Raw genomic sequence first — 23959 nt, forward strand, 5'->3', positions numbered from 1 at the left:
GCCCGCTCAGCCCACCCGACGCCGCAGGGCCGCCCCGATCGACGGCGCGGCCTCGCCTCAGGCGCCGGAGACGCGCTTGGCCAGGCGTACGGTGGTGCCGTCGGCGTTGCCGTCGACGGTGGCCTCGTCCATCAACCGGGCCATGATCAGCCGGCCTCGGCCGCGTTCGCTGTCGTCCGGGGTCGCCTCCCGCCAGCCGCCGGTGTCGCTCACCACGACCTCCAGCCGGTCGGCGCGCAACCGTCCCCGGACGGTGACCGAGGCGTCCGGGGCCAACCGGTAGCCGTGCTCGATCGCGTTGGCACACGCCTCGCCGGTTGCGATCAGCACCGCGTCGACGTCGGCCTCGCCGATGCCGAGGCCGGCCAGCCACTGCCGCAGGGCCTCCCGGGTCGGCGCGAGCTGCCCCGGGTCGGCGGTCAGCGCCGCCGCGAAGACAGCCGGCTCGCGGTGCCGGTAGACCAGCACCGCCACGTCGTCGTTGCGGGTGTCGGGCAGCAGGTCCCGGACCACCCGGTCGGCCAGCGCGCCCTCGGGCAGCTCGCGGCCCTGGGTGAGCGCGGCGACCGCCCGGGAGATGCCGGCGTCGATGAGTTCCCGACGCCGCTCGATCAGCCCGTCGGTGTAGAGCAGCAGCGTCGAACCGGGCCGCAGTCGGGCCCCGGCCTCCGGCCGCCCGGGCACCGCGACGCTGGCCAGCGGCACCGAGCCGGCCCGGGTCAGCAGATCGGCGGAGCCGTCCGGGTGCACCAGGATGCCTGGCGGGTGGCCCGCCGACGAGTAGCGCAGCATGCCCAGTGAACGGTCGATGATCGCGCAGAAGACGGTGGTGCAGGCGCCGCCGGGCACCATGCGGGCGAAGTCGTCCAGTGCGGAGAGCACCTCGGCGGGACTCTTGGCCTGGAGGAGCAGGGCGCGGGAGGCGCTGCGCAGCTGGCCCATCACGGTGGCGGCGGGCAGGCCGCGCCCCACCACGTCGCCCACCACCACGCCGACCAGGTCGCCGGGAAGCTGGACCACGTCGTACCAGTCGCCGCCCACCTCCAACGGTGCCACCGCCGGCTGGTAGCGGGTCGCGAACCCGGCCGGCAGGTCGACCGGGCCGAGCATCGCCCGCTGCATGGCCAGGGCCACCGTCCGCTGGGTCTCGAAGGCCCGTGCGCGGACCAGCGCCTGGGCCAGCGCGACGCAGAGCTGCCGCACCAGCGGCTGGTCCACCGTCGGCACCGACCGGGGCGGATCCAGCTCCAGCCACACCCCGCCCGGCGGCCCGCCCGGCTCGATGCGCGCCCCGACCGCGGTCACCCGGCCCGCGTCGTCGAGGACCAGCCGGGGCTCGCCCTCCGCAGCCAGCCCGTCGAGCGCCCGCTGCACCCGCCCCGTCAGCGTCAGGCCCTGGGTCACCACCAGCGGTGTGCCGGCGGCGTCGGCGCAGACCGCCAGGCCGCGGGTGCCGTCCAGCAGGGTGCACAGCTCGGACAAGCCGGCGTCGAGCACCTCGGCCACGTCGCTGGCGCGGCCCAGCCGACCGGAGAGTGCCGCCAGGGCGGACTGCCGGGCGGAGGCCCGGACCTCGTCGGTCACGTCGCGCAGCGTCGCAACGTAGAGGCGGCGGCCGGTACGCGGCTCCCGCAGCGAGTTGTAGACCGCCTCGGCCCAGACCCGGTGCCCGTCGGCGTGCCGCAGCGGCAGGGTGACCCGACCCCGGTCGGAGTTCCGCGCGGCGCGCAGCACGTCGATCAGCAGGCGCCGGTCGGCCGGCGCCGCGTCGGCCTCCGGCCACCACGGGTGCGGTGGCGCGACGGGCGCCGCCAGCCGGGCGGTGCCGACCAGCCGGCAGAACGCCTCGTTCGCCTCGACCAGCGCGCCGTCGGCGTCGACCACGGCGAACGCGTCCTGCAACGACTCGACCAGTGCCGCCCGCCAGGTCGCCTCCTCGTTGCGCAACCGGGCCAGCTCCAGGTGCGCGCCCACCCGGGCCAGCAGCTCCTCGGAGGAGAACGGCTTGGCCAGGTAGTCGTCGGCCCCGGTCCGCAGCCCCTCCACCGCCGCCTCCTCGCCGGCACGGGCGGAGAGCACGATGATCGGCAGTCCGGCCGTACGCCGGTCGGCGCGCAGTGCCCGGACCAGCCCGAAGCCGTCGAGGCGGGGCATCATCACGTCGGTCAGCACCAGATCCGGCACCCGCTCGGCGATCCGGTCGAGCGCCTCCCGGCCGTCGACCGCGGTGACCACCCGGTGGTGGGGGGCGAGCAGGCTCGCCAGGAACCCGCGCAGGTCGGCGTTGTCGTCCACCACCAGCACCGTCGCGGCGTCCCGGGGTTCGTCGTCGGTCCGGTCCGGGTGGGCGGGCACGGCCCCGGGGAGCCAGCGCAGGGCCTCGGCGACGTACGCCTCGTGGACCGGCTCGTGGGTCCGCTCCCGGGGCGCCGTGGCTCCGGTGGCGGCCCGGCCGTACGGCAGCCGGACGGTGAACGTCGACCCCTCGCCCTCGACCGAGCGCATCCCGACCGAGCCGCCGTGCAGCCGGACCATCTCCTGCACCAGTGCCAGGCCGATGCCGGTGCCCTCGTGTGACCGGCCGCCGGCGCCGCGTACCCGGTGGAAGCGGCGGAACATCAGCGGCTGCTGGTCGGCGGGAATGCCGACGCCGGTGTCGTCGACGCTCAGCGTGACGTGCTCGCCGTCGCCGCGCAGCCGCAGGCGTACCGTGCCGGTCAGGGTGTACTTCAGCGCGTTGGAGAGCAGGTTGACCACGACCTTCTCCCACATGTCGCGGTCCACGTACGCGGTGTGCGGCAGCGCCCGCACGTCCACCTGGTAGGTCAGCCCGGCCTGGCGCATGGCGTACGCGAACGACTCGGCGACCCCGGCGGTGAGCGCCGGGAGGTCGGTCTCCACCCGTTCCGGGTCCAGCCGGCCGCCCTCGATGCGGGCGAAGTCGAGCATGTCGTTGACCAGCTTGCGTAGCCGGCCCGTGTTGCGGTGCACCAGCTCCAGGCGTTCGCGCTGGCCGGGCGGCAGCGGCTCGCGCCGGTCGGCGAGGCTTTCCCGCACCGGCCCGGCGATCAGCGTCAGCGGGGTGCGCAGCTCGTGGCTGACGTCGGTGAAGAACTCCGTCTTCGCCGCGTCCAACTCGGCCAGCGCCGCGGCCCGCCGCCGCTGTGCCTCGTACGCCAGCACGTCGCCCAGCGCCGTCGAGACCCGGCTGGCCACCAGGTCGAGGAAGCCGTGGTACGCCTCGTCCAGTTTCCGGAAGGGACTGATGCCGGCGACCAGCACGCCGACCGGGCGGTCCTGCCCGGTGGCCAGCAGGGGCAGCACCAGCACCTCGTCCACCGGCGCCCCGACGACCGCCCCCGCCTCGGCGCGGGGGTCGCCGGGCACGGCCACGTCCCGGACCCGCGCGGGCTGGCCGGTGCGCGCGACCTCGCCGATCCGCGCCAGCCATCCGGAGCCCACGGCGGCGGGATCGTCGGCCACGCCGACCGAGGCGGCCAGGATCAGGGCGTCCGCGTCGGGCGGCGACGGGTTGCCGCCCGGCAGGGGCTCAGTCGGGCCGTCGCCGTCGTCCTGCACGAGCTCGGTCGGGCGGCCGTCGCCTCCCGGCATTGACTCCCCGGGACGTAGGTAGATCATCGCGGCGGGCAGGTCGGCCGGGCTGCCGTTGAGTACCTGGGCCGCCGCCCGGACGGCGTCGCGGGTGGTGTCCGCCGCCGCGATGGAGACCGAGCCCAGCTCGCGCAGCGTCTCCAGCCGCCGGTCACCCAGCACCCGGGCGGTGACGTCGGTGGTGGCCACGAAGATGCCGGGGATTCGCCCATGTCCGGCGAGCACCGGGCTGTAGGAGAAGGTCCAGTAGGTCTCCTCCAGGTAGCCGTGCCGATCGAGCAGGAGCAGTTGGTTCTCCGCGTAGGTGGCGCCGTGTCCGGCGAGCACCTGGTCGGTGAGCGGGCCCAGTTCGGCCCAGACCTCCGCCCAGCACCGCGCGCCCGGCTGGCCGATCGCGGCCGGGTACTTGTCGCCGAGCACCGGGGTGTACGCGTGGTTGAAGATCTGCACCAGTTCCGTGCCCCACCACAGCAGCATCGGGATCCTCGACGGAAGCACGGTGCGCACCGCCGCGCACAGCTCCGGCGGCCAGGTCTGCACCGGGCCGAGCGCAGTGGCCGCCCAGTCGGTGGCCCGGTGTGCGGCACTGGTCGGGTCGTCGCCGGCGAAGAGGTCGTCGACGGTCGCCCGGTCGCCCGGCGGCCCGACACGCTGCTCCGATTCCATTTCCCGGCCCCCTGTCCCCGCGCTGATCCCCGGGTCGAAAGCAGCCGCGCCGTGCCCCCTCACCGTCCCGCCGGGATCTTTTTCCCAACCACGCATGGCTTGAACCGTCCATCGACGTGACCCGACCCGCAGGCCCGGACGGCGTTCGTGTCCGGGTGTCCCGCCGTGCCGGACCGGTCGACGCTCCCCGCGCCCATGGCGGCGGGTCGTTGGGTGGCGGGGCTGCGCTTGCCGAAACCTATCCTGGATAGATAATATCCAGGATATGCGGATGACCGAGGGCGTCGAGTGGGCCCTGCACAGTTGCCTCAACCTGACCTGGTCGGAGCCGGGTCAGGCGGTGTCGGCAGCCCGCCTGGCCGCCTTCTACCAGTTGCCCACGGCGTACCTGAACAAGCAGTTGCAGGCGTTGGTGCGGGCCGGGATCCTGTCGTCCACCTCCGGCCCGCGTGGCGGGTTCCGGCTGGCACGCGCCGCTGAGGCGATCACCGTGCTCGACGTGGTCGTCGCGATCGAGGGCCCAGAGGAGGCGTTCCGCTGCGAGCAGATCCTCCGCCAGGGACCCGGCGGCCGCGGCGACGTCGACTACCGGCAGGTCTGCCTCGTCTCGCAGACGATGCGCCGGGCCGACCTGGCCTGGCGGCGCGAGTTGGCCGGGCAGACGCTGGCCGACCTGCGCGCCACCGTGCAACAGCGCTACCCGGACACGCCCGGCAACACCCGCGACCGTTTCACCGCACCGCTCACCTGAGCGCACACCCCGTCCTGAGAGGAACAGTCCCATGACCACCGCACCCCTGCACGTCCGCGCCGCCGACGCCACCGTGCTCGCCGACGGACCGACCAGCCTGATCACCCTGCTGGCCGACGCCGACGCCACCGGCGACGCGCTCACCGCCAACCGGGCCACGCTGCACCGAGGCTCCCCCGGCGCGCCACCGCACCTGCACACCCGCGCGTCCGAGTCGTTCTTCGTGCTCGATGGCGTCCTGGACGTGCTGGTCGGCGACGAGATCCGCACCCTGCGCCAGGGCGACTTCCTGGTCGTGCCGGCGCACACCCCGCACGCGTTCGCGCCGGCCCGCGACGAGGCCGCCGACGTGCTGGTGGTGTTCACCCCGGGCATCGACCGGTTCGACTACTACCGACTGCTGGAGCGGGTCCACCTGGGCGAGGCGGATCCGGCCGAGATCGCCGCGAGCGGCGAGCGGTTCGACAACCACTACGTCGACAGCCCGCTCTGGCGCGCCCGGCCCTGACGCCGGCAGCCCGGGAACGGGCCGGCCGCGGGCGTGGTGTTGCGCCTCACGCCCGCAGCCGTCACCGGGCCAGGCGATGCTCGCGGGGGCTGACGCCGTGGACCCGGCGGAAGGCGCTGCTCAGCGCGAACGGGCTGCCGTAGCCGACCTTGCGGGCGACCGCGCCGAGCGTGGCGTCGGGCTCGCGGAGCAGGTCGGCGGCGAGCGCCAGCCGCCACCCGGTGAGGAACGTCATCGGCGGCTCGCCGACCAGTTCGGTGAAGCGGCGGGCCAGAGCCGCCCGGGAGACGCCGACCTCGGCGGCGAGGGCGGCGACCGTCCAGGGCCGGGCCGGCTCGTTCTGGAGCAGCCGCAGCGCCGGGCCGACCACCGGGTCGGCGGCGGCGACGTACCAGGCGGGCGCGGCGCCGGGGCGGGCGAAGAACGTCCGCAGCGCGGCGATCAGCACCAGGTCGAGCAGCCGGTCGAGGACGGCCTCCTGGCCGGGCTCGTCCCGGGTGACCTCGTCGGCGAGCAGCGGCACCAGCGGGCTGCGCCACTCCTCGCCGTCGACCACCAGCAGCGGCGGCAGGGCGGTGAGCAGCCGCCGGCTCAGCTCGCCGGGCAACTGGTAGGTGCCGGTCAGCAGCACCGTCGTGGCGCCCGCGCCCGTGCCCCAGGTGCGTACGCCCAGTGCCATCGTCTCGGCCAGGGGCTCGCCCCACAGCGTCGTGCACCGCTGCCCGGGATGGATGACCACCTGCGGCGGAGTGACCGGGTCATCGGCCACGAGGTAGCCGTCCGGCCCGCGCAGCACCGCCACGTCGCCGGGCCCGAGCCGCACCTGAGTGCCGTCGTCGGGTGCCACCCAGGCCGTCCCGCGTACCAGGGCCACCACGGTCAGCGGGGCGCGGTCCTCGATGCGCAGCGCGAACGGCGGGTCCAGCATCGACCGGAGCAGGAAGGCCCCCCGCGCTCGCGCCCCATCCAACAACCCGACCAACGGATCCACGCCCGGATCGTAGCCACCCGCCACCGTCGATCATGCAGTCGTGGTGGCTGACGAAGTTGCGAACGACCCACACCAGACACCACGAACTGCATGATCGACCCAGCCTGGGGTGGGGTCACTGTCAGCGGGTGAGGCAGACCGGCCGGGTGACCCGCTGCCACCTCGTCACTGTCAGGCGGTCAGCCAGGTGGCGGCGTTGGTGCGGATGTCCGGAGGAAGCTCGTGGGGGCCCTGGAACTCGTCGTAGGTGACGTCGTAGCCCAGCGAGCGCAGCCGGGGGACCAGGCGGCGGCTGCACACGTCGACCGGCAGGACCGGGTCGTCGGCGCCGTGCGAGACGTAGACCCGGGGCCGGCCGTGGGTGACCAGCGGCGCGGCGAAGCCGGGGGAGAAGGCCACCACCGCGTCGACCAGGTCGCCGTTGGTCAGGCCCAGGGAGAGGGCGTACGAGGCGCCGTCGGAGAACCCGCCGAACGCCACCTCCGCCACGGGGTAGCCGGCGAAGGTCGTGGCCAGCAGAGCGTCGATGCGGCGGACGTCCACCCCGAAGCCCTCGACGATCAGGTCCCAACTGCTCGACGCCGCCTGCGGGGCGACCAGCAGCAGCCGGTGCGTGTCGGCGACCGGCAGCAGCAGGTCCAGCCCCTGCCGGGCCGAGCCGCCGGCCCCGTGCAGGAGCAGCACCAGCCGGTACGGCGGACCGTCGACGGGCGCCGGGGCGTACACCATCGCCAGCGGTGCGCCCTGCGGGTCGGTCAGCGACGCCCGGCCGGCGGCGGCCAGGGCGGTCGGCGGCGTCGGGCGCGCCGTGAGCCGGCCGTGCCGGGGGTTCTCCTGCGGCTGCCGGTGCGGCGGCGCGGGTTCGGCCACGGGATCACCGCTCCTCGTCCTCGGTGGGCGTGCGCCGGCGGTTACCCGCCCGCCCGGCGGTCAATCCCACCGGCACGGCCCCCACCGGCACGGCCCTCACCTACGCGGTTCCTGCCCGAGGCCGGCTCACCCGGCGGACCAACTGGGACGGGAACATCGTCACCGAGGGTAAGGGGCCGGGCCGGGTTGTGCTGAAAGCGCTCTCAGGTGTGCGATCGTGCGGCAGACCCTGGCCGAGAGGACCGCCACCGTGAGCCGCACCGTCGCCCCGCCCGCCGCGTCGACCCCGGCCGTACCCCGGGCGGTGCTGGCCGCCCGCAACGGCGTGGCCGTGGTGTTCGCGCTCAACGGCCTGGCCGTGGCCACCTGGTTCGCCCGGGTGCCGGCCGTCCGCGAGGAACTCGGGCTCAGCCCGGGCCGGCTCGGGCTGCTCCTGCTCGCCATGTCCGTCGGCGCGCTGCTCGCGATGCCCACCGCCGGACTGGTGGCCCAGCGGTTCGGTTCGGCCCGCACGGTCGCTCTCTCCACCCTGTTCGTCGCGATCGGGCTGGCCGTCGCCGGGACCGCCACCATCGCCGGTTCCACCGTCGGGGTCGTGGTGGGCCTGTGCGCCCTCGGCTACGGCTCCGGCACCTGCGACGTCGCGATGAACGTCGAGGGTGCGGCGGTCGAGCGGCGGCTGGGGCGTACCGTCATGCCCCGCTTCCACGCCGCGTGGAGCCTCGGTTCCGTGGCTGGCGCCGGGCTCGGTGCCGGGGCCGCCCGCCTCGGCGTGCCGATCGCCGCGCACCTCGCCGCGCTGGCGGCGGTGGTGCTGCTCGGCACGCTGCTGGCCGTCCGGTCGTTCCTGTCGGCTGCCGAGAGCGGTGCCGCCTCCGCGTCGGCCGCCCCGGCCGAGCGCCGGCGCGACCTGCTCGCCGCCTGGCGGGAACCGCGCACTCTGCTCATCGGGCTGCTGGTGCTGGTGTCGGCGTTCGCCGAGGGCAGCGCCAACGACTGGTTGGCCGTCGCCTTCATCGACGGCCACGACCTCAGCGAGGCGGCCGGGGCGGGCGTCTTCGGGCTCTTCGTCGTCGGTATGACCCTCGGCCGGACCGTGGGCACCGTCGCGTTGGACCGGTGGGGCCGGGTGCCTGTCCTGTCCGGTGCGATCCTGCTCGCCACGGCTGGCGCGGGCGTGGCGGTGCTCGCCGGGCCCGGGCCGGTGGCGATCGCCGGCGTCGCGCTCTGGGGGATCGGTGCGTCGCTCGGCTTTCCGGTCGGGATGAGCGCGGCGGCCGACGACGAGCAGCGGGCGCCGGCCCGGGTCAGCGTGGTCGCCGTGATCGGGTACACGGCGTTTCTCGCCGGCCCGCCGCTGCTCGGCCTGCTCGGCGACCGGGTCGGCACCCTTCAGGCCCTGCTCGTCGTGCCGGTGCTGCTGCTGCCCACCCTCGCGTTGGTGCCGGCCACCCGCGCGCCGGCCCGCTGACGCCACCCGGTCGCAGGGGCACTCACCTCCGGCCCGCTGTCGCCGCCTGGTAATCGCGCCGAACCCCGCGCCGAACCCCGCCGTGATCTGGCAGTCGCATCGGCCCGGAACCTTTCGTGGTTCTGGGCTGATCTGCGTGTCTGCCGGGGCCGGGCTGTTCGCTCGCCGCGTGCTGGCATCGGCGACGAGCTGCGCGCCGCGGGCCGCCGCCCAGGACGGTGATGGTAGCTTCGCGCGGCGAAGGGGAGGGCTGGTGGACATTCTTTACGAGGCACGGCGGCGCTCACTTGCCGGGTTCCTTGAGGTTTACGACGCTGCCCAGGTGAAAGCCGAGGGGAAGGCCGGCCGGATTCTGCTGGAGGCGATTGCCAATCTGGATCCAGCAGCCCGTGTGGGCATCGCGACGGTGCTTCTCGACGATGGCGCCCATGCTCGGGAGGTTTTCTCCGACGGGGCGAACCCGTTGCACGTGATGTTCGGCCAAGTCAGGCTCGCACCGGAGATAGAGGCCCCGTTGCTTCGGAGGCTGATCGACGCGGGGGCTGACGTCAACGCGGTCGCGAAGAAGTTCGGCACGCCGCTGGACCTGCTGATCGGCCGGTTCCAGTACGACGACGATTTGCTGGCGCCGTACTACGACGTCCTGTTCTCCTACGACGACCTCGACCTGCTGAAGCTCGGCGCGTTCAAGAAGTCCGCGTACGACCTGGTGGTTAGCCACCAGCGGCGACCGATGCTCCAGGCGCGCATGGAGCAGCACCTGCGAAACCACTCTTCTCGGGGACAGGGTTAGCGTCCCTGGCGGCCCACCTCGGAATCGCTACACAACGACACGGCTGGATATCACACGGCACCGACAACATCCCGCGCTGGCGCACGCAGGGCACTCACACCCGGCTCGCAGCCGCATCCCAGGAAACGGTGCTGCACTGGGAGGACGCCGAGGGAGAGGAGAGCGAGGGATGGGCTGGTTCAGTCGACGGTCGCGCGGCACCGACGCGGCACCCACGAAGCTCGACCGCGAGGCGACCCGGGAGGACCTGGCCGCGCTGGAGGCGTTCGTCACCAGCCGCCAGGGTGTGGAGTTCTACCTGGAGCCGGAGACCACGGCGACCGACACGACGGTGGTCGCGATCGCCCACGACGGCGAGTGGATCCGCCGCCGTACCGGCTCGCCGCGCGCCGCCGGGTCGATCGCCCGCAAGCATGCGGTGCCGCTGTACGAGGCCGCCCGCACCGGCTACCCCGAGCGGATGCGGGTCTGGAACCGGGCCCACCCGGAGCGCCACGCCCGCTGACCCGGCTCGCCAACGAGCCGCCCCGCGCCCGGTCACGCCCCGCGCCCGGTCACGCCTCGGCGGCCACCGCGGCGCGGGCCTCGGCCAGGGCCAGGGGCGGACCGTGGCTGGCGACGTACCAGTGGATGTCGTCGGTCAGCAGGCGGCGCACCAGGTCCAGGTCAGGCCCGTCCTCCGGCGTGCGCAGGTGCGCCGGCGGTGGGTAGTAGCAGTCGCCGAGCAGCAGCACGCCCGAGTCCGGCACCGCCACCACCGTCGAGTCCGGCGCGTGGGCGCCGCCGACGTGCGTCGCGGTCACGCCCACCGGCAGTTCCAGCCCGTCGGTGAACGTCCGGGTCGGCGGCAGCACCGCGAAGCCGTCCCACGAGTCGACCGCCAACGCCCGGGCCCGGAAGCTCGGGCCGAGCCGCGGATCGGCCCGGACCTGCTCGCGCAGGTACCGGTGGCTCCACGGCCGGGCGGCCTCCTCGCGCAGCAGCCGCTCGCCGGCGACGTGGCCGACGATCTCCACGTCGGGCCAGGCGCAGGCGCCCCAGACGTGGTCCCAGTGGTGGTGCGTGTAGACCAGCCACCGCGGCGGTGGCAGGCCGGCGGCGCGCAGGGCAGCCTGGATCTCCCGGGCGTGTGCGGGGCTCTGCCCGGCGTCGACCAGCACGCTGCCCCGCTCGTCGGCGACCAGCGCGACGCCGGCCTGCACGCTGGCCGGATCCGGGTCGCCGGGGCAGACCCAGACTCGCCCGGCGAGGTGTTGGAACGCCATGTCGATGATGACGCACTCCTATCCGTCGACGGTGGACGTCCGCTCGCCGCCGATCGTAGACCGGGGCGCCGCCGTCAGCCGCGCCCGAGCCGGACGAGCCGCGCCACCAGCACGGTGGCACATCCCAGCGTCGCGGTGACGAGCAGCACCATGAACGTCGGATAGATATACGCCACCTGGATCCAGGCGACGTCGCGACCCCGGTAGAGCCAACCGACCACCCGGTGGATCGAGGTGAGCAGCAGCGGCGGCGCGAGCAGCGGTAGCAGCCGCAGCAGCGTCCAGGCGCGTACCGCCCGGCCGGCCGCCCAGTGCCGCGACCGGAGCACGCCCCGGCCGGCGAGTCCGGCGGTGGCGACGGCGAGCAGCAGCAGCACGGCGTCGACGACCACGAGCGACATGCCCGCCGGGGGCGGCGGTGTTCCCTCGATCAGCGCGACGAGCCGCTCGGCGAGGGCCGAGGCGTGGCCGTGGGACAGGCCGGTGTTCGCCATGACCGCGACACCGTAGCCGGACGCGGGCAGCATCGCCTGGTACGCCGTCGAGGTGAACAGGTCACCGCTGTGCGTGATCATCGGCGCCCCCGACGCGGTCTTCTCGACGAACCAGCCGAGGGCGTACGAGCCGGAGACCGCTGACGGGCGGTGCAGCATGGCGAGGCCCGCGGGGGAGACGACCGCCGTGCCGTCCGGGCCGCGACCCTGGTTGCCCTGCGCGATCAGCCACGCCGCCATGTCGTGCGCGGAGCTGAGCACCCCGCCCGAGCCGTTGCCGAAGGCCGGCGGTTCGGGCAGCGCGACGGCCAGGCCGAGGATCATCAGGTGGCCGCGTGCGCTCGGTGGCATCTCCGCGGCCACGTTGAGGGTGTGACTGTCCGTCATGCCGAGCGGGGCGAAGACCCGCGTCCGCAGATACTCGTCGAACGGCAGTCCGCTGACCACCTCGACGAGTCGCGCGGCCACCTGGAAGTTCGGGTTGTGGTACTCCCACCGAGTGCCGGGGCTGGCGGCGAGCCGCGCCGTACGCATCCCCGCCACGGCCTCCCGCAGCGAACTCGGCTGCCGCCTGCTGAACGAGGGAAACGTCGTGTCGGACATCCCGGAGGTCTGGTCCAGCAACTGCCGTACGGTGATCGCCGTCGCCCGGGGATCGGCCATCGTGAACTCGGGCAGGTGCCGGTGGACCGGGCCGTCGAGCTGCACCCGGCCGGCCTCCACCAGCTGCATCACGGCGAGGGCGGTGAACGACTTGCTCACCGACGCCACGGCCATCGGGGTGTGCGCGGTGACCGGATCGCCGGCCGGGACGTGGCCGTACCCGGCGGCGTGCCGTACCTCCGTCCCCCGGGTGATCGCCACTGCGACGCCGGGCAGGCCGGTGGCCTCGCGGTACTCCCGGACGACGGCGTCGACGGCGGTGGCGTCGATCCCGGCCGGAGGGTCGGCCGACGGCGCCGGGGTCGGCCCGGCGGCCAGCGCCACCGCACCGGCCAGGACGAGAAGTCGCGTGATCATGACCGCAGTCTCGGCCGGTCGGCCATCCCGGCACATCGGACCGTGGTCCGGAGCCGGGATCGGACCGTGGTCCGACGCCGGCCGTCGCCGGAGTGGATACGGTGTCGCCATGCTCACCTGGGGACGGCTCGGGCCGCGGCGGCTGGCGGGCGTCGACGCGCTGGTGGGAGTCGCCCTCGTGCTTCTCACGACGGTCCGGACGCCCGCGGTGCTCGCCGCCGGCCTGGCCGTGCTGTTCGGGCTCCCGCTCGCCGTCCGGCGGCGCTGGCCGGCGCCGGTGCTCGCCGTGGTGCTGCTGGTCGGGTCCGTGTCGGTCGCCCTCGGCGTCGCCGGTGACGCCGTGCTGTTCGCGATCGCGTACGCGCTCTATCCGGTCGCCCTGTCCACTCCCACCCGGCGGGCCGTGCCGGCGCTCGCCGGGGCCCTCGCGGCCGTCGCGGCGGGGGCGGTGGCCGGCGCGACGGTTCCCGGGCTGCCGGTCATCCCCACCCCGGCGGGGCAGGAGTCGTTCACCGCCACCCCCGTGCCGGTCCTGCTCTACACCGCGACCGTCCTCGCCGCCTCGTGGACGCTGGCCCGCGCGGTACGCGCCCGGCGACGGCACGCCGCCCAGGTCGCCGAGCTGCGCGCCGGCCGCGCGGTGGCCGAGGAGCGGCTGCGCATCGCCCGGGACATCCACGACGTGGTGGGGCACAGCCTCAGCCTGATCGCGTTGAAGGCGGCGGTCGCCAACCACCTCGCGGAGAGCCATCCCGAACAGGGCGCTGCCGCGCTGGTGGCGATCGAGCGGGTCAGCCGCACGGCCCTCGACGACGTCCGGGTGGTGCTCGGCGCTCTGCGCGATCCGGCCGACACCGCGCCGAGCTTCGCCGAGCTCGACCGGCTGGTCGAGGACGTCCGGGCCGCCGGGGTCACCGTGGACGTCGACCGGGCGGCCGACCTGTCGCGGGTGCCGGCGGCCGTACAGGCCTCGGCGTACCGCATCGCGCAGGAGGCGCTCACCAACGTGCTGCGCCACGCCGGCCCGGCCCGCTGCCGGCTCACCGTCGCGACCGGGCCCGGGGTGCTGGCGGTCGCCGTCGTCGACGACGCACGGGCGCGACGTGCGGTGGGGCCGGCGGGCCACGGCCTGCGGGGGATGCGGGAACGGGCGGCGATGCACGGCGGCACCCTGGAGGCCGGCTTCGAGCCGGGCGGCGGCTTCGCCGTCCGCGCCCGGCTGCCGTTCACCCCGGCGGTGCCGGGCGATGGGTGAGCCGGTACGCGTCCTGCTGGCCGACGACGAGGCGCTGCTGCGCGGCACGCTCCGTCTGCTGGTCGACGCCACCCCAGGCATGACCGTGGTGGCCGAGGCGGGCACCGGTCGTGAGGCCGTCGCGCTCGCGCGGACGCACTCGCCCGACGTGGTCCTGATGGACATCCGGATGCCCGGAACGGACGGCATCACCGCCACCGGTGAGGTCACCGCGCTGCCCGACGCGCCCCGGGTGCTGGTGCTCACCACGTTCGACCTCGACGATCACGTGTACCGGGCGTTGCGCGCCGGGGCGAGTGGCTTTCTGCTCAAGGACACCCCGCCGGTACGGCTGCTCGACGCGATCAGGGTGGTCGCCGCGGGCGAGGCGCTGCTGGCGCCGAGCGTCACCCGCCGCCTCATCGCCGAGTTCGCCCGCATGCCGGCGGCGCGGCGGGTGTCGGGCCGGCTCGACGGGGTGACCCCGAGGGAGCGGGACGTGTTGACGTTGATCACCCGTGGGTTCTCCAACGCCGAGATCGAGCAGCACCTGCACCTCAGCCGGGGCACCGTCAAGACGCACATCGGCCGGTTGATGACGAAGCTGGCCGCCCGGGACCGGGCGCAACTGGTGATCGCGGGCTACGAATCGGGGCTCGCCGAGTGACCCCGGGGCGAACGTGAGGAGGACCGACGACGCCCTCGGCGGGCGGTCAGCCGGTCAGCGCCCGGGCCAGGGCGAGGCCGACGCCGGCGGCGGCGAGGCCGGCGGCCACGCTGGCCAGCACGTTGGCCAGGGCGAGGAACCGCCGGCCCCGCCGGGCCAGCCGCAGCGTCTCGTAGCCGAAGGTCGAGTACGTCGTCAGCGCTCCGCAGAGGCCGGTGCCGAGCAGCGCGCCGGCGGCCGGACCGACCGGGAGCCCGACCAGGAGGCCGAGCAGTAGCGACCCGACCACGTTGACCGTCAACGTGCCCCACGGGAAGGCCGACCCGAGCCGCGCCTGCACCGCCCGGTCGGTGAGATAGCGCAGCGGCGCGCCGACGGCCGCGCCGACCGCGATCAGCAGCACGGTCACGGCTCGCCCCCGCCCGCGCTGTCCGCCGGGCCGGCCGTCCGGTCGAGCAGCCGGCCGGCGAGCGCGTCGCCGAGCCAGACCGCAGCCAGCGCACCCAGCAGGGTCGCGGCCAGGTAGCCCATAGCCACGGCCGGAGCGCCGGCGGCGAGCGCCCGGTGGACGTCCACCGCGTACGTCGAGAAGGTGGTGTAGCCGCCGAGCACTCCCGCCCCGAGGAACGGGCGCAGCAGGGGAGGGTGGCCACCGGCCCGGTCGAGCGCCGCCATCAGGACGCCGATCAGGAGGCATCCCGTCAGGTTGACGCCGAAGGTGGCCCAGGGAAAGCCGGTGGGGCCGTGCGGGAGGGCGTGTTGAAGGCCGGCGCGGACCAGGGCGCCGAGCGCGCCGCCGGCGGCGACGGCGCCGAGCACCGCCCCGGGGCGGGCGGCCAGCTCGCCCCGGTCGGCGGGGACGCGCAGGTCGACGTCGGGGTCGACGCGTGGGTCCGGTCCGGGCATCGGGTCAGCGCAGGCCGGCGACGGCGGCGTCGGTGCCGCCCCGCCACACCGTGCCCACCTCGGCGAAGCCGGCGGCGTCCAGCGCGGAGAGGTGCCAGGACACCGGCGGGTTCCACTCCGGGCTGTGCCCGGTCGGATAGATGGCGTGCCGCTGCGCGACGAGCGGTCGCAGCGCCGGGTCGGCCTCCGCCTGCTGCCACCACTGCGTCCAGGACAGCGCGGCGCCGGCGGCATACCGGGCTGCCCGCCGGTCTCGGGCCCGGTCGAGCAGGCGCTTGGTGAGTTGCGGCAGCGCGTCGTCGGGCATGTGGTCAGCGTTGACCAGGATCCCGCCCGGCCGCAGCAGATCGCGCAGCTCGGCGTAGAGCCGTTCGAGCCGCTCCGCCGGCAGCCAGTGCAGGGCGGTGGCGGTGAGGACGGCGTCGTAGTCGCGGTGGGGGAGCGCGGCGTGCCAGTCGGGCCGGCCCAGGTCGGCGGTGACGATGGTGACCCGCTCGCCGAGCGAGGCGCGGGCGAGGGCGAGCAGCGCCGGGTCGAGGTCCACGAGGGTCACCTCGGCATGCGGGAAGCGGCGCAGCGTCCGCTCGGAGATGGTGCCGGTGCCGCCGGCCAGGTCGAGCAGCCGCAGCCGGTCGCCGTCGCGTACCGCGTCGACCGCGTCGAGCATCGCGGTGAACCGGTGCTCCCGGTCCGGCAGGTATGCCTCCTGTTGACGGTCCCAGCTCTCCTGCCAGGCCGCGACATCCGTGATGTAAGGACTCATGCGAAGCAGGCTAGTTACGGAAGTGTGGTGCGTCCAGGCCTTGTTGCCATGAATTTGCAACAGCATCCAAGCGGCAGGAGACGTCGGCGTGGCGGGTCCGCCGGCCGGCACGGCCGCCGCTGGTGCCGTCTCCGCAGGCCGGCGTACGGTACCAAGATCGGCGGTCGAGGGGACCGCCCCGGACAGCGTGGAGCGGTCGATGGGCAGGACGCGGCGGATCGTCGACCAGCGGCGGGGCGGCTGAGGTGGCCGGGCGGAATGCCGCGTACGACATGTTCGCCGCCGACGTCGCCTCCCGAGGGCTCGGCATCGAGCTGGTGGACGCCGCCGACGGCGCGGCGGTGGCCCGGCTGCGGATCACCGACACGATGGTCAACGGCCATGCCATCGCCCACGGCGGGTTCGTGTTCCTGCTCGCCGACACCGCCTTCGCGCTGGCCTGCAACAGCCACGGCCCGGCCACCGTCGCCGCCGGTGGCGAGATCACCTTCGTCCGTCCCGCCCGCGAGGGCGACCTGCTGACGGCGCACGCCACCGAGCGCACCCGGTACGGCCGCAGCGGCATCTACGACGTCACCGTCACCCGGGACGGCGGCGAGGTGGTCGCCGAGTTCCGGGGCCGCAGCCGCACCCTGCCCCCGGCCGCCGGCTGAGCCCGCGCGGGCCGGCCCGGCGGCGTCCCCACGGCAGACACCGCCGCCGGCTCCCCGGCCCGGTCGTGTCGCACCCGTCGGACAGTATGTCCCGATGGGACACGTCGTGCTGTTTCATTCCGCCTACGGGCTGCGGCCCGCCGTGGTGACGGCCGCCGACCGACTGCGCGCCGCCGGCCACCACGTCGTCACCCCCGACCTCTACGGCGCGCCGGCCGTCGACACGATCGAGGCCGCCTTCGCCCTGCTCGACCAGGTCGGCGAGGTGGCCGTGCTGGGCCGGGCCCGGGCGGCGTTGCGTGAGACGCCGCCCGACGTGGTGCTGGCCGGGTTCTCCATGGGTGCCGGGGTGGCCGGCGCGTTGTTGGCCGAGCGACCCGACGCCGCCGCGCTGCTGCTGTTGCACGGTGCCGGCGGCGCGCCGGAGGCGGTCCGTCCGGGCCTGCCGGTGCAGCTGCACATGGCCGACCCGGACGAATACCCCCCGGAGCCCGAGCTCGGCCGGTGGCGGCGGGCGATGACCGGGGCGGGCGCGGAGCTGAGCGTGCACCGCTACCCCGGGGTCGGTCACCTCTACACCGATCCGGACCTGCCCGACCACGACCCGGCGGCGACCAGACAGACGTGGGACCGGGCGATCGCCTTCCTCGACGGCCGCTGACGCGACACCGGGTCACGGGCCTTTCAGCCCAGCCGGGCCAGGTCCTCTGGGGTGAGTCGGATCGCCCCGGCCGCCACGTTCTGCGCGAGGTGCTCCGGGTTGCCGGTGCCGGGGATGGCCAGCACGTGCGGCCCCTGGTGCAGCGTCCAGGCCAGCCGGATCTGATGCGCGGTCGCGCCGTGCGCGTGCGCCACCGCCCGTACGGCGTCGTCGTGTTCGCCGCCCGCGCCCGACTCCCGGCCGGGGCCCGCGATCGCGAAGAACGGCACGAAGGCGATCCCGCGCTCGCCGCAGACCCGCAGCAGTTCGTCGGCCCACCGGTTCACGTCGAGGGCGTACGCGTTCTGCACGCACACCACCGGCGCGATGTCCCGCGCCTCGTCCAGGTGGTCCACCCGCACGTTGGACAGGCCGAGATGCCGGATCAGCCCGGCGTCGCGCAGCTCGGCCAGGGCGGCGAACCGCTCCGCCACCGAGTCCTTCCCGGGCCGCCGGACGATCCGCAGGTTAACCACGTCCAGGTGGTCCCGGCCCAGCCGGCGCAGGTTCTCCTCCACCTCCCGGCGCAGTTCCGCCTGGGTCAGTTCCCGGTGCTGGGTCGCCTCGTCGAAGGACGGTCCGACCTTGGTGGTGATGACCAGGTCGTCCGGGTACGGCGCGAGGGCCTCGCGGATCAGTTCGGTGGCGTACCGGGGCGAGCCGGTGCCGACGCCGAGTGGTCCGCCCGGCGAGACGTAGAAGGCGGCGGTGTCGATGTGGTTGACGCCGAGGTCGACGGCCCGGCGCAGGACGCGAATGGCGCGCGCCCGGTCCGGGTCGGCGGTGAGCCGCATGGAGCCGAACCCCATCCGGTGCACGGTGCGGTCGCCGAGAAGCCAGTTGCCGGCGGCGGAGGCGGTGATCTCTTCGACAGGCATCGGGCGAACCTAGCCAGTGGCGCCGACCCGCGCACTCGGCCTGCCGCCCGATACCGCGCGGGCCCGGTGACCGCTAGTTTGGATCGTGGGGGACATCCGGCGGCACGCCCCACGTCTCCCGCCCGCTCACGCCGCGGCCGGCACGCCGCGCGGCAGGTCCCACCTCGGTCTTCGCCCGCGCCTCTCCCGCCTCGCCGACCCGCCCCGCCCGACGGTGGACAGGACGGCGCCGTGATCGGCGGCCCTCGCCGGGCCGGCCGTTCGCCCGGGACCGGTGGCGCGCTGGGAACCGGCCGGCGGGACGCGGTCGCGGACCGCCGCCCAGTCGCGCAACTCCACCACCCGGCCGGCCCCGACGCGTTCCGTGGGGGCGGCCGGCGGCCCGGATCCCGCCGAGTCAGCCGGAGCCGACCGGGCGACACCGAACGTGTCGGGGGCACGGAGGACGGACAGCAGACTGTCCGGCCGGGCGACACCGACCGCCCCGAACGTGTCGGGGGCGCGGAGGACGGACATCGGACCGTCCGGGCGGGCGGCGACCACCGGACCGGACACGGCACGCGCCGCCGGGACAGGCGCGAGGCGGGGCGTGGTGGCGAGCCGCCGGAGCGGTGCCGGGTACGTCCCGAGGGTGCCTCGGGCCGCCCGGCGGTCGGCGGCGGCGCGCACCGGCGTGGGCGGCAGGACCACCGTCCGGACCTGCGGCGGAGTGGCGGCGGGCAGCGGCCGGGGGTGCGGGGCAGGGCTGACCACGGGGGCCGGCGGCAGGTCCGCCTCCGTCGGCAGCCCGGCCCGGCGGGCGAATGCGGCCCGCGCCGCCCTCGGCAGCCGGGCGTACGCGACCTCGCGGACCACCGAGTCGGCGACGCCGTACCGGCCGTCGGCGCGGAGGACCAGAAAGCCCGCCGCGGCCAGGGCACGCAGCACCGGGGCGGCCCGCCCGGACGCCCAGTCGAGCAGGCGTTCCACCGTCGCGGCACTGACCCCGGCGTCGATCGTCGCGGCCACCATCAGCACGGCCCGCCGCGCCCCGTCGAGCCGGTCCAGCCGGGCGTCGACCTCGCGGCGCACCTCCTCCGGCACCGACTGCGCCGCATCGGGCGACGCCGCGACGGACTGCGCCGCACCGGGCGACGCCGCGACGGACTGGGACACCCCGAGCGACGCCACGTAGGCGACCGCCCGCCCGGGGTTGCCGCCGACCAGCGGCAGCAGCCGGGCGACCGCCGCGACCGCCGCGGCCGGCCGGTCGGCCAGGCCGAGCAGGTGGCGCAGCAGCCGGCCGGTCTCCACCGGGCGCAGCGGCGGCACCGTCAACCGGTGCCACCGACCCCGTGGGCCGGGCAGCACGTCCGCCCACTCGGGACGGTGCACCGCCACCACCACCAGCGGCAGCGACCGCGCGGTGGCCGCCGCGAAGAGCCGGTGCAGGAAGCGGTGCAGCGCCGCCGTGGCCCGGTCGAGGTCGTCCACCGCCACCATCACCGGCTGCCGGGCGGCGAGCCCCAGAAGCGCCTGCCGTGCCACCTCGGCGCCCCGCGCCGCGTCGGCGGAACCGTCGGGGGTGGCCAGCAGCGCCTCCAGCGCGTACACCGCCTCGGTCAGGGCGGTGGGCGGCACCAGGTCCGTGAGGGCGGCGGTGAGTCGTCGCCGTACCGTCGCGGGCGGCTCACCGGCGCGCAGGCCGGCGAGCCCGCGCACCAGGTCCGCGACGGGGGCCAGGGGCTGCGGGTACGGCGGGCAGTGCGCGACGCACCAGCGCACCGGCGTCCCGTCCACGGTCCGCACCACCCGGGTCAGCTCGTGCAGCAGCCGGCTGCGTCCGCTGCCGGCGGGACCGACCAGCGACAGCCAGCGTGGGCTGCGGTCCCGGGCGGCCCGGACGACCAGGTCCCGGGCGGTGGCCAGTTCCCGTCGCCGCCCGACCAGCGGCCCCTCATGTCGGGTCGGGGCCGGTCGGGTGGTGCCGGTGGCGTGCCACACGTCGACCGGCAGCGTCTTGCCGGCCAGGGCCACCGGCGGCACGTGGCGCTGGTCGACCAACCCCGTCGTGGCGCGGTGGGTGGCCGCGCAGAGCGCCACCCCGCCCGGTGGGGCGTACTCCTGCAAACGCGCGGCGGTGGTGATCACCGCGCCGCTGGCCACGCCGTGCCCGCCGTCGCGCGCGGCGGCGAGGTCCACCAGCGCCTCGCCGGTGGCGACCCCGACCCGGACCCGCAGGCGTGGCGCCCCGGGCAGCGGTCGTCGGTCGAGGGCCCCCTGGATCTCCAGCGCCGCCCGCACCGCCCGGTACGCGTCGAACCCGTCGGACCGGCGTGCCCCGAACAGCGCCATCACCGCGTCGCCGACGTACTTCTCGACCACCCCGTGCCATCGGCTCAGCACCCCGGCGACGGTGCCGAAGTACGCCCGTTGCAGGGCCCGCACGTCCTCGGGGTCGAGCCGGTCGACGAGCGCGGTCGACCCGACGATGTCGACGAACAGCACGGTGACCAGGCGTCTCTCCTCCGGCACCGGCCAGCCTGCCGACGTGAACCGTTGCGGACCAGCGACGATGGTGGGCATGGGCATCGCACCCGCCTTTCCCCGCAGTGGCTGACGACGCCTCGGACACTGTCACCGATGAGCCGACGGGGGATCTGCCGAACGACGTATGTCGGCCGCCCGCAACCTTCGGTCGTAATGTCGACGCGATGAGTACCGCAGGCGCGAAAGACCCGTAGAACAGTGCGGGGACCTGTGACTAGGCTGCGTGCCATGGCCCGCGAAGTGGACACCGCACCACTCGTCGGCCGGGCTGACCTGGTGGCGACGGTACGATCCGTACTCCTCGACGACGTCACGCAGGGGCAGACCGCCGCCGTCTTCCTCACCGGTGAGAGCGGTGTCGGCAAGACCCGGCTGCTGCGCGAGGTGGGTGTCCGGCTGCGCGACGGCGGAGCCCTGGTGCTCACCGGCTCCTGTCTGGACATCGGCGACGCGTCGCCGCTGCACCCGCTGCTCCAGGCGTTGCGCCGCCTCGACGCCGAGCTGACCGGTGCCCACGACCGGACCTCCTCGGCGGTCCGTGGCCTGCTGCGGATGTTCGCCGAGGAGACCGCCGGCCCGGACCGCGCCGGGGCACTGCTGGAACGGGTCTCCCGTGGGCTGCACCTGATCGCCGAGGGACGGCCGCTGGTCCTCGTCCTGGACGACCTCCAGTGGGTCGACCGCAGCACCCGGCAACTGCTGCTCTACCTGCTGGCCGGGCTGGGCGACCTCCAGCTGTCCGTGCTCGCGGCGGTGCGGGCCGAGTCGTTGCAGGGCGCGCACCCGTTGCGCCGGGTGCTCACCGAGCTGCGCCGGCTGCGTACGGTGCGGGTGCTCGACCTGGCCCCGCTGGACCGGGCCGGCACCGATCAGCTCGCCGCCGCCGTGGTCGGCGCGCCGGTGGCCCCGGAGGCCGCGGAGCTGGTGTGGCAGCGCAGCGGCGGCAACCCGTTCGTGGTGGAGGAGTTGGCCCGCGACCTGCGCGACGGCCGGGACGGGCTCTCCGACACGCTGCGTGAGATCTTCCTGGACCGGGTGGACGCGCTGCCCCGGCACGCGCACGACGTGGTGCACGCGGTGGCGGCCGGCGTCGAACCGGTGGAGCACTGGTTGCTGGCCCGGGTGGTGCGGCTGCCCGAGGAGGAGCTGATCGAGGCGGTCCGGGCGGCCGTCGCCCACCGGCTGCTGGTGAGCGCGGACGACGGCTACCGGCTGCGGCACCGGCTGGTCGCCGAGGTGCTGGGGCACGAGTTGCTGCCGGCCGAGCGTGCCGCCCTGCACCGCCGCTACGCCGAAGCGCTCACCGAGGCCCTGGCGGAGCTGCACCAGGCGCGTCTGGCGCACCATTGGCGGCTGGCCGGCGAGCCGGCGCTGGCCCTGCCGGCGACGATGGCCGCGGCTCGGGAGGCCGAGCGGCTGCACGGCTACGCCGAGGCGCACCGGCACTGGTCGGTCGCGCTGCAACTGGCCGCCTCGCCGGGCGTCGCACCGCCGGACGTGGACCGGGTCACCCTGCTGGGGCACGCCGCCGAGGCGGCCCACCACTGCGGCGAGCACGCCCGGGCGCTGGCGCTGCTGGAGGAGTTGGCCGCCGCCGACGCGGACCCGTCGGCCTGCGCGCTGCACATCCGCCGGGCCCGCTACCTGGCCGCTGCCGGCCGGTCGGCACCGGCGGAGGCGGAGTACCAGCTGGCCTTGCAGGCCGCCGACTGCACTGCCCGCGAGCGGGCCACCGCCGCCGCGCACCTGGCCGAACTGCTGCTGCACCTCGGCCGGTACGCCGACGCCGGCCAGCGGGCCCGGGAGGCGTTGGAGCTCTCCGCCGAGGTGGCGGGCTCCACGTCGGAGGTCGTGCTGGCCAGTGCCGCGCTCGGTTTCTCCGAGGCGTACCTGGAGGATCCGGACACCGGGCTGGCGGTGATGCGGCGTGCGCTGGAGACCGCCGAGCGCTCCGGTCGCCCGGAGGACGTGGCCTGCGCGTACCTGCACCTGGCGGAGCTGCTGACCGGCCCGCTGAACGTCCTGGAGGAGGGTGTCGTCGTGGCCCGCCGGGGGGCCGAGCGGGTGGCCGAGCTGGGCCTGGGGCGCACCTACGAGACCCGGCTGCTGGCCATCGCCACCAACGGGCTGTTCCGGGTCGGCCAGTGGGCCGAGGCCGAGAAGGTCGTCGCGGCGGCGCTACGGCACCGCCCCTCCGGCGCGGACGCGGTGGAGCTGCTGCTGGCCCGCTGCCGGCTGTCGGTGGGCTACGGCGACATCGAGGCCGCCGACCGCGACCTGGACGCGGTGGCCACCGTGCTCGCCGGTGGCGGGGCACGGCACGTGATCCCGCTGCTCACCCTGCGGGCGGGACTGGCCATGTGGCAGGGCCGGCACGACCTGGCCCGGCAGGCGGTGCAGCGCGGCCTGACCGAGAGCCGCTCCGACGACGTGGGCATCCTCGCCGCGCTGGTGTGGCACGGCCTGCGGGCCGAGGCCGAGGCACACGCCGGCCGTGCCGTGCCCGTCGACCCGACGGCGGTGCGGCGGCTGCGGGAGGTGGCCGACCGGGTCGCCCGCAAGAGCGAGCACGCCGCCCGTCCGGTACGCGACGTGGTGGACGGCTTCCTGGCGCTGTGCGCCGCCGAGGTGAGCCGCCTCGAGAGCAGCGATCCGGAGCTGTGGGCCCGCTCGGTGGTGCAGTGGGACCGCCGTCACCACCCCTACCCGGCAGCGTACTCCCGGCTGCGCCAGGCGGAGGCGCTGCTGGCCCGGCGCAGCCGCAGCGCCACGGCGGCCAAGCTGCTGCGGCAGGCGTACGAGGTGGCGCAGGCTCTCGGCGCGGTGCCGCTGACCTCGGAGATCCGTACCCTCGCCGGTCGGGCGCGGGTGTCGCTGGAGGATCGCCCGGCCACCGGTGGTCCGGTCGCCGGGGCGGACGGCGACGACCTGGCGGCGCTGACGGCCCGGGAGCGGGAGGTGCTCGCCGCGGTCGCCGAGGGGCTGACCAACCGGGAGATCGGCCAGCGGCTGTTCATCAGCGAACGCACCATCGGCGTGCACGTTTCGCACATCTTCGACAAGCTCCAGGTCCGTACCCGGGTGCAGGCCAGCGCGATCCTCCTACGCAACCGGCCCAACTGACCGTACGGCAGGGATACGTCGTTCTACTGATCCGGCCGGCCGCCGCCGGCTGGAATTGTGTGCTG

The 23959-nt window shown here is 75.3% G+C and carries 21 protein-coding genes; 11 read left to right on the forward strand and 10 right to left on the reverse strand.

All coding sequences use genetic code 11. The features are described from left to right. Positions 1 to 57: 57 nt before the first annotated feature. Positions 58 to 4278 (reverse strand): SpoIIE family protein phosphatase, encoded by a 4221-nt coding sequence (locus GA0070608_RS22810; RefSeq protein ID WP_176733806.1) that lies wholly within the window; start codon positions 4276 to 4278, stop codon positions 58 to 60. Between the two features lie 271 nt (positions 4279 to 4549). Between GA0070608_RS22810 and GA0070608_RS22815 the strand changes: the two genes are divergently transcribed. Continuing rightward, complete coding sequence (locus tag GA0070608_RS22815; protein ID WP_091630546.1) at positions 4550 to 5029, forward strand: RrF2 family transcriptional regulator; 480 nt, start codon at positions 4550 to 4552, stop codon at positions 5027 to 5029. A 31-nt stretch (positions 5030 to 5060) separates the two neighbouring features. After that, a complete protein-coding gene (locus GA0070608_RS22820; protein ID WP_091630547.1) occupies positions 5061 to 5537 on the forward strand; it encodes a cupin domain-containing protein in 477 nt (158 codons plus the stop codon). Between the two features lie 61 nt (positions 5538 to 5598). Here GA0070608_RS22820 and GA0070608_RS22825 read toward each other — a convergent pair whose 3' ends face one another. Both GA0070608_RS22825 and GA0070608_RS22830 read right to left on the reverse strand, forming a co-directional pair. Further along, positions 5599 to 6528, reverse strand: a complete 930-nt coding sequence (locus tag GA0070608_RS22825) for an AraC family transcriptional regulator (protein ID WP_091635878.1) — start codon at positions 6526 to 6528, stop codon at positions 5599 to 5601. A gap of 171 nt (positions 6529 to 6699) precedes the next feature. Continuing rightward, on the reverse strand, positions 6700 to 7398 hold the full coding sequence (locus GA0070608_RS22830) for an alpha/beta hydrolase (protein WP_091630548.1): 699 nt from the start codon (positions 7396 to 7398) through the stop codon (positions 6700 to 6702). Between the two features lie 250 nt (positions 7399 to 7648). Here GA0070608_RS22830 and GA0070608_RS22835 point away from each other — a divergent pair, with 250 nt between their 5' ends. The 3 genes from GA0070608_RS22835 (at position 7649) to GA0070608_RS22845 (ending at position 10167) form a co-directional block, all read left to right on the forward strand. Beyond that, positions 7649 to 8869 carry an MFS transporter gene (locus GA0070608_RS22835; RefSeq protein WP_091635883.1) on the forward strand — a complete coding sequence of 407 codons (1221 nt, stop codon included), beginning with the start codon at positions 7649 to 7651 and terminating at the stop codon, positions 8867 to 8869. Between the two features lie 253 nt (positions 8870 to 9122). Next, a complete protein-coding gene (locus GA0070608_RS22840; RefSeq protein WP_091630549.1) occupies positions 9123 to 9662 on the forward strand; it encodes a hypothetical protein in 540 nt (179 codons plus the stop codon). 169 nt (positions 9663 to 9831) lie between these two features. Next, positions 9832 to 10167, forward strand: coding sequence for a hypothetical protein (locus GA0070608_RS22845; protein WP_091630550.1), 336 nt, complete (start codon positions 9832 to 9834; stop codon positions 10165 to 10167). Positions 10168 to 10216: 49 nt separating this feature from the next. Here GA0070608_RS22845 and GA0070608_RS22850 read toward each other — a convergent pair whose 3' ends face one another. Together GA0070608_RS22850 and GA0070608_RS22855 are read right to left on the reverse strand one after the other, a co-directional pair. Then, complete coding sequence (locus GA0070608_RS22850) at positions 10217 to 10927, reverse strand: MBL fold metallo-hydrolase (protein WP_091630551.1); 711 nt, start codon at positions 10925 to 10927, stop codon at positions 10217 to 10219. Positions 10928 to 11001: 74 nt separating this feature from the next. After that, positions 11002 to 12441, reverse strand: coding sequence for a serine hydrolase domain-containing protein (locus tag GA0070608_RS22855; RefSeq protein ID WP_091630552.1), 1440 nt, complete (start codon positions 12439 to 12441; stop codon positions 11002 to 11004). 109 nt (positions 12442 to 12550) lie between these two features. On the opposite strand from GA0070608_RS22855, the gene GA0070608_RS22860 reads away from it, so the two are divergent. Then, the gene (locus tag GA0070608_RS22860) at positions 12551 to 13696 is read left to right on the forward strand and encodes a sensor histidine kinase (protein ID WP_091630553.1); all 1146 of its coding nucleotides are present in this window, start codon (positions 12551 to 12553) and stop codon (positions 13694 to 13696) included. Continuing rightward, entirely contained in the window at positions 13689 to 14342 is a 654-nt protein-coding gene (locus GA0070608_RS22865; RefSeq protein WP_091630554.1) for a response regulator, read from the forward strand. Before GA0070608_RS22860 ends, GA0070608_RS22865 begins: the two co-directional genes overlap by 8 nt. A gap of 46 nt (positions 14343 to 14388) precedes the next feature. Here the strand turns inward: GA0070608_RS22865 and crcB are convergent, their stop codons facing one another. From crcB to GA0070608_RS22880, 3 genes are read right to left on the reverse strand one after another with little or no spacing between them, the layout of a single operon-like run. Beyond that, positions 14389 to 14751: a fluoride efflux transporter CrcB gene (gene crcB / locus GA0070608_RS22870; RefSeq protein ID WP_091630555.1), complete on the reverse strand. Its 363-nt coding sequence runs from the start codon at positions 14749 to 14751 to the stop codon at positions 14389 to 14391. Continuing rightward, a complete protein-coding gene (locus GA0070608_RS22875; RefSeq protein WP_091630556.1) occupies positions 14748 to 15248 on the reverse strand; it encodes a fluoride efflux transporter FluC in 501 nt (166 codons plus the stop codon). The genes crcB and GA0070608_RS22875 overlap by 4 nt, the downstream gene beginning before the upstream one ends. Before the next feature lie 4 nt (positions 15249 to 15252). Next, the gene (locus GA0070608_RS22880) at positions 15253 to 16011 is read right to left on the reverse strand and encodes a class I SAM-dependent methyltransferase (RefSeq protein ID WP_091630557.1); all 759 of its coding nucleotides are present in this window, start codon (positions 16009 to 16011) and stop codon (positions 15253 to 15255) included. 88 nt (positions 16012 to 16099) lie between these two features. Here GA0070608_RS22880 and GA0070608_RS32765 point away from each other — a divergent pair, with 88 nt between their 5' ends. From GA0070608_RS32765 to GA0070608_RS22890, 3 genes are all read left to right on the forward strand, one after another. Beyond that, entirely contained in the window at positions 16100 to 16255 is a 156-nt protein-coding gene (locus GA0070608_RS32765; protein WP_176733807.1) for a hypothetical protein, read from the forward strand. 28 nt (positions 16256 to 16283) lie between these two features. Beyond that, complete coding sequence (gene paaI / locus GA0070608_RS22885; RefSeq protein WP_091635890.1) at positions 16284 to 16664, forward strand: hydroxyphenylacetyl-CoA thioesterase PaaI; 381 nt, start codon at positions 16284 to 16286, stop codon at positions 16662 to 16664. 94 nt (positions 16665 to 16758) lie between these two features. Next, a complete protein-coding gene (locus GA0070608_RS22890) occupies positions 16759 to 17325 on the forward strand; it encodes a dienelactone hydrolase family protein (protein ID WP_091630558.1) in 567 nt (188 codons plus the stop codon). A 23-nt stretch (positions 17326 to 17348) separates the two neighbouring features. On the opposite strand, the gene GA0070608_RS22895 is transcribed toward GA0070608_RS22890, so the two are convergent. Together GA0070608_RS22895 and GA0070608_RS22900 are read right to left on the reverse strand one after the other, a co-directional pair. Further along, complete coding sequence (locus tag GA0070608_RS22895; protein ID WP_091630559.1) at positions 17349 to 18242, reverse strand: aldo/keto reductase; 894 nt, start codon at positions 18240 to 18242, stop codon at positions 17349 to 17351. Between the two features lie 126 nt (positions 18243 to 18368). Further along, positions 18369 to 20813, reverse strand: a complete 2445-nt coding sequence (locus GA0070608_RS22900; protein ID WP_091630560.1) for an adenylate/guanylate cyclase domain-containing protein — start codon at positions 20811 to 20813, stop codon at positions 18369 to 18371. A 186-nt stretch (positions 20814 to 20999) separates the two neighbouring features. On the opposite strand from GA0070608_RS22900, the gene GA0070608_RS22905 reads away from it, so the two are divergent. Then, positions 21000 to 23894 carry a helix-turn-helix transcriptional regulator gene (locus GA0070608_RS22905; RefSeq protein ID WP_091630561.1) on the forward strand — a complete coding sequence of 965 codons (2895 nt, stop codon included), beginning with the start codon at positions 21000 to 21002 and terminating at the stop codon, positions 23892 to 23894. Positions 23895 to 23959 lie beyond the last annotated feature (65 nt).

The sequence above is a fragment of the Micromonospora peucetia genome (genome assembly GCF_900091625.1).
Classification (GTDB): domain Bacteria; phylum Actinomycetota; class Actinomycetes; order Mycobacteriales; family Micromonosporaceae; genus Micromonospora; species Micromonospora peucetia.

Excerpts from the sequence above, each read along its gene's own strand:
- GA0070608_RS22810 (WP_176733806.1), bottom strand. The coding sequence starts at position 4,278 with ATGGAATCGGAGCAGCGTGTCGGGCCGCCGGGCGACCGGGCGACCGTC.
- GA0070608_RS22815 (WP_091630546.1), top strand. The coding sequence starts at position 4,550 with ATGACCGAGGGCGTCGAGTGGGCCCTGCACAGTTGCCTCAACCTGACC.
- GA0070608_RS22820 (WP_091630547.1), top strand. The coding sequence starts at position 5,061 with ATGACCACCGCACCCCTGCACGTCCGCGCCGCCGACGCCACCGTGCTC.
- GA0070608_RS22845 (WP_091630550.1), top strand. The coding sequence starts at position 9,832 with ATGGGCTGGTTCAGTCGACGGTCGCGCGGCACCGACGCGGCACCCACG.
- GA0070608_RS22850 (WP_091630551.1), bottom strand. The coding sequence starts at position 10,927 with ATGGCGTTCCAACACCTCGCCGGGCGAGTCTGGGTCTGCCCCGGCGAC.
- GA0070608_RS22855 (WP_091630552.1), bottom strand. The coding sequence starts at position 12,441 with ATGATCACGCGACTTCTCGTCCTGGCCGGTGCGGTGGCGCTGGCCGCC.
- GA0070608_RS22860 (WP_091630553.1), top strand. The coding sequence starts at position 12,551 with ATGCTCACCTGGGGACGGCTCGGGCCGCGGCGGCTGGCGGGCGTCGAC.
- GA0070608_RS22865 (WP_091630554.1), top strand. The coding sequence starts at position 13,689 with ATGGGTGAGCCGGTACGCGTCCTGCTGGCCGACGACGAGGCGCTGCTG.
- GA0070608_RS22875 (WP_091630556.1), bottom strand. The coding sequence starts at position 15,248 with ATGCCCGGACCGGACCCACGCGTCGACCCCGACGTCGACCTGCGCGTC.
- GA0070608_RS22880 (WP_091630557.1), bottom strand. The coding sequence starts at position 16,011 with ATGAGTCCTTACATCACGGATGTCGCGGCCTGGCAGGAGAGCTGGGAC.
- paaI (WP_091635890.1), top strand. The coding sequence starts at position 16,284 with ATGTTCGCCGCCGACGTCGCCTCCCGAGGGCTCGGCATCGAGCTGGTG.
- GA0070608_RS22890 (WP_091630558.1), top strand. The coding sequence starts at position 16,759 with ATGGGACACGTCGTGCTGTTTCATTCCGCCTACGGGCTGCGGCCCGCC.
- GA0070608_RS22895 (WP_091630559.1), bottom strand. The coding sequence starts at position 18,242 with ATGCCTGTCGAAGAGATCACCGCCTCCGCCGCCGGCAACTGGCTTCTC.
- GA0070608_RS22900 (WP_091630560.1), bottom strand. The coding sequence starts at position 20,813 with ATGCCCATGCCCACCATCGTCGCTGGTCCGCAACGGTTCACGTCGGCA.
- GA0070608_RS22905 (WP_091630561.1), top strand. The coding sequence starts at position 21,000 with ATGGCCCGCGAAGTGGACACCGCACCACTCGTCGGCCGGGCTGACCTG.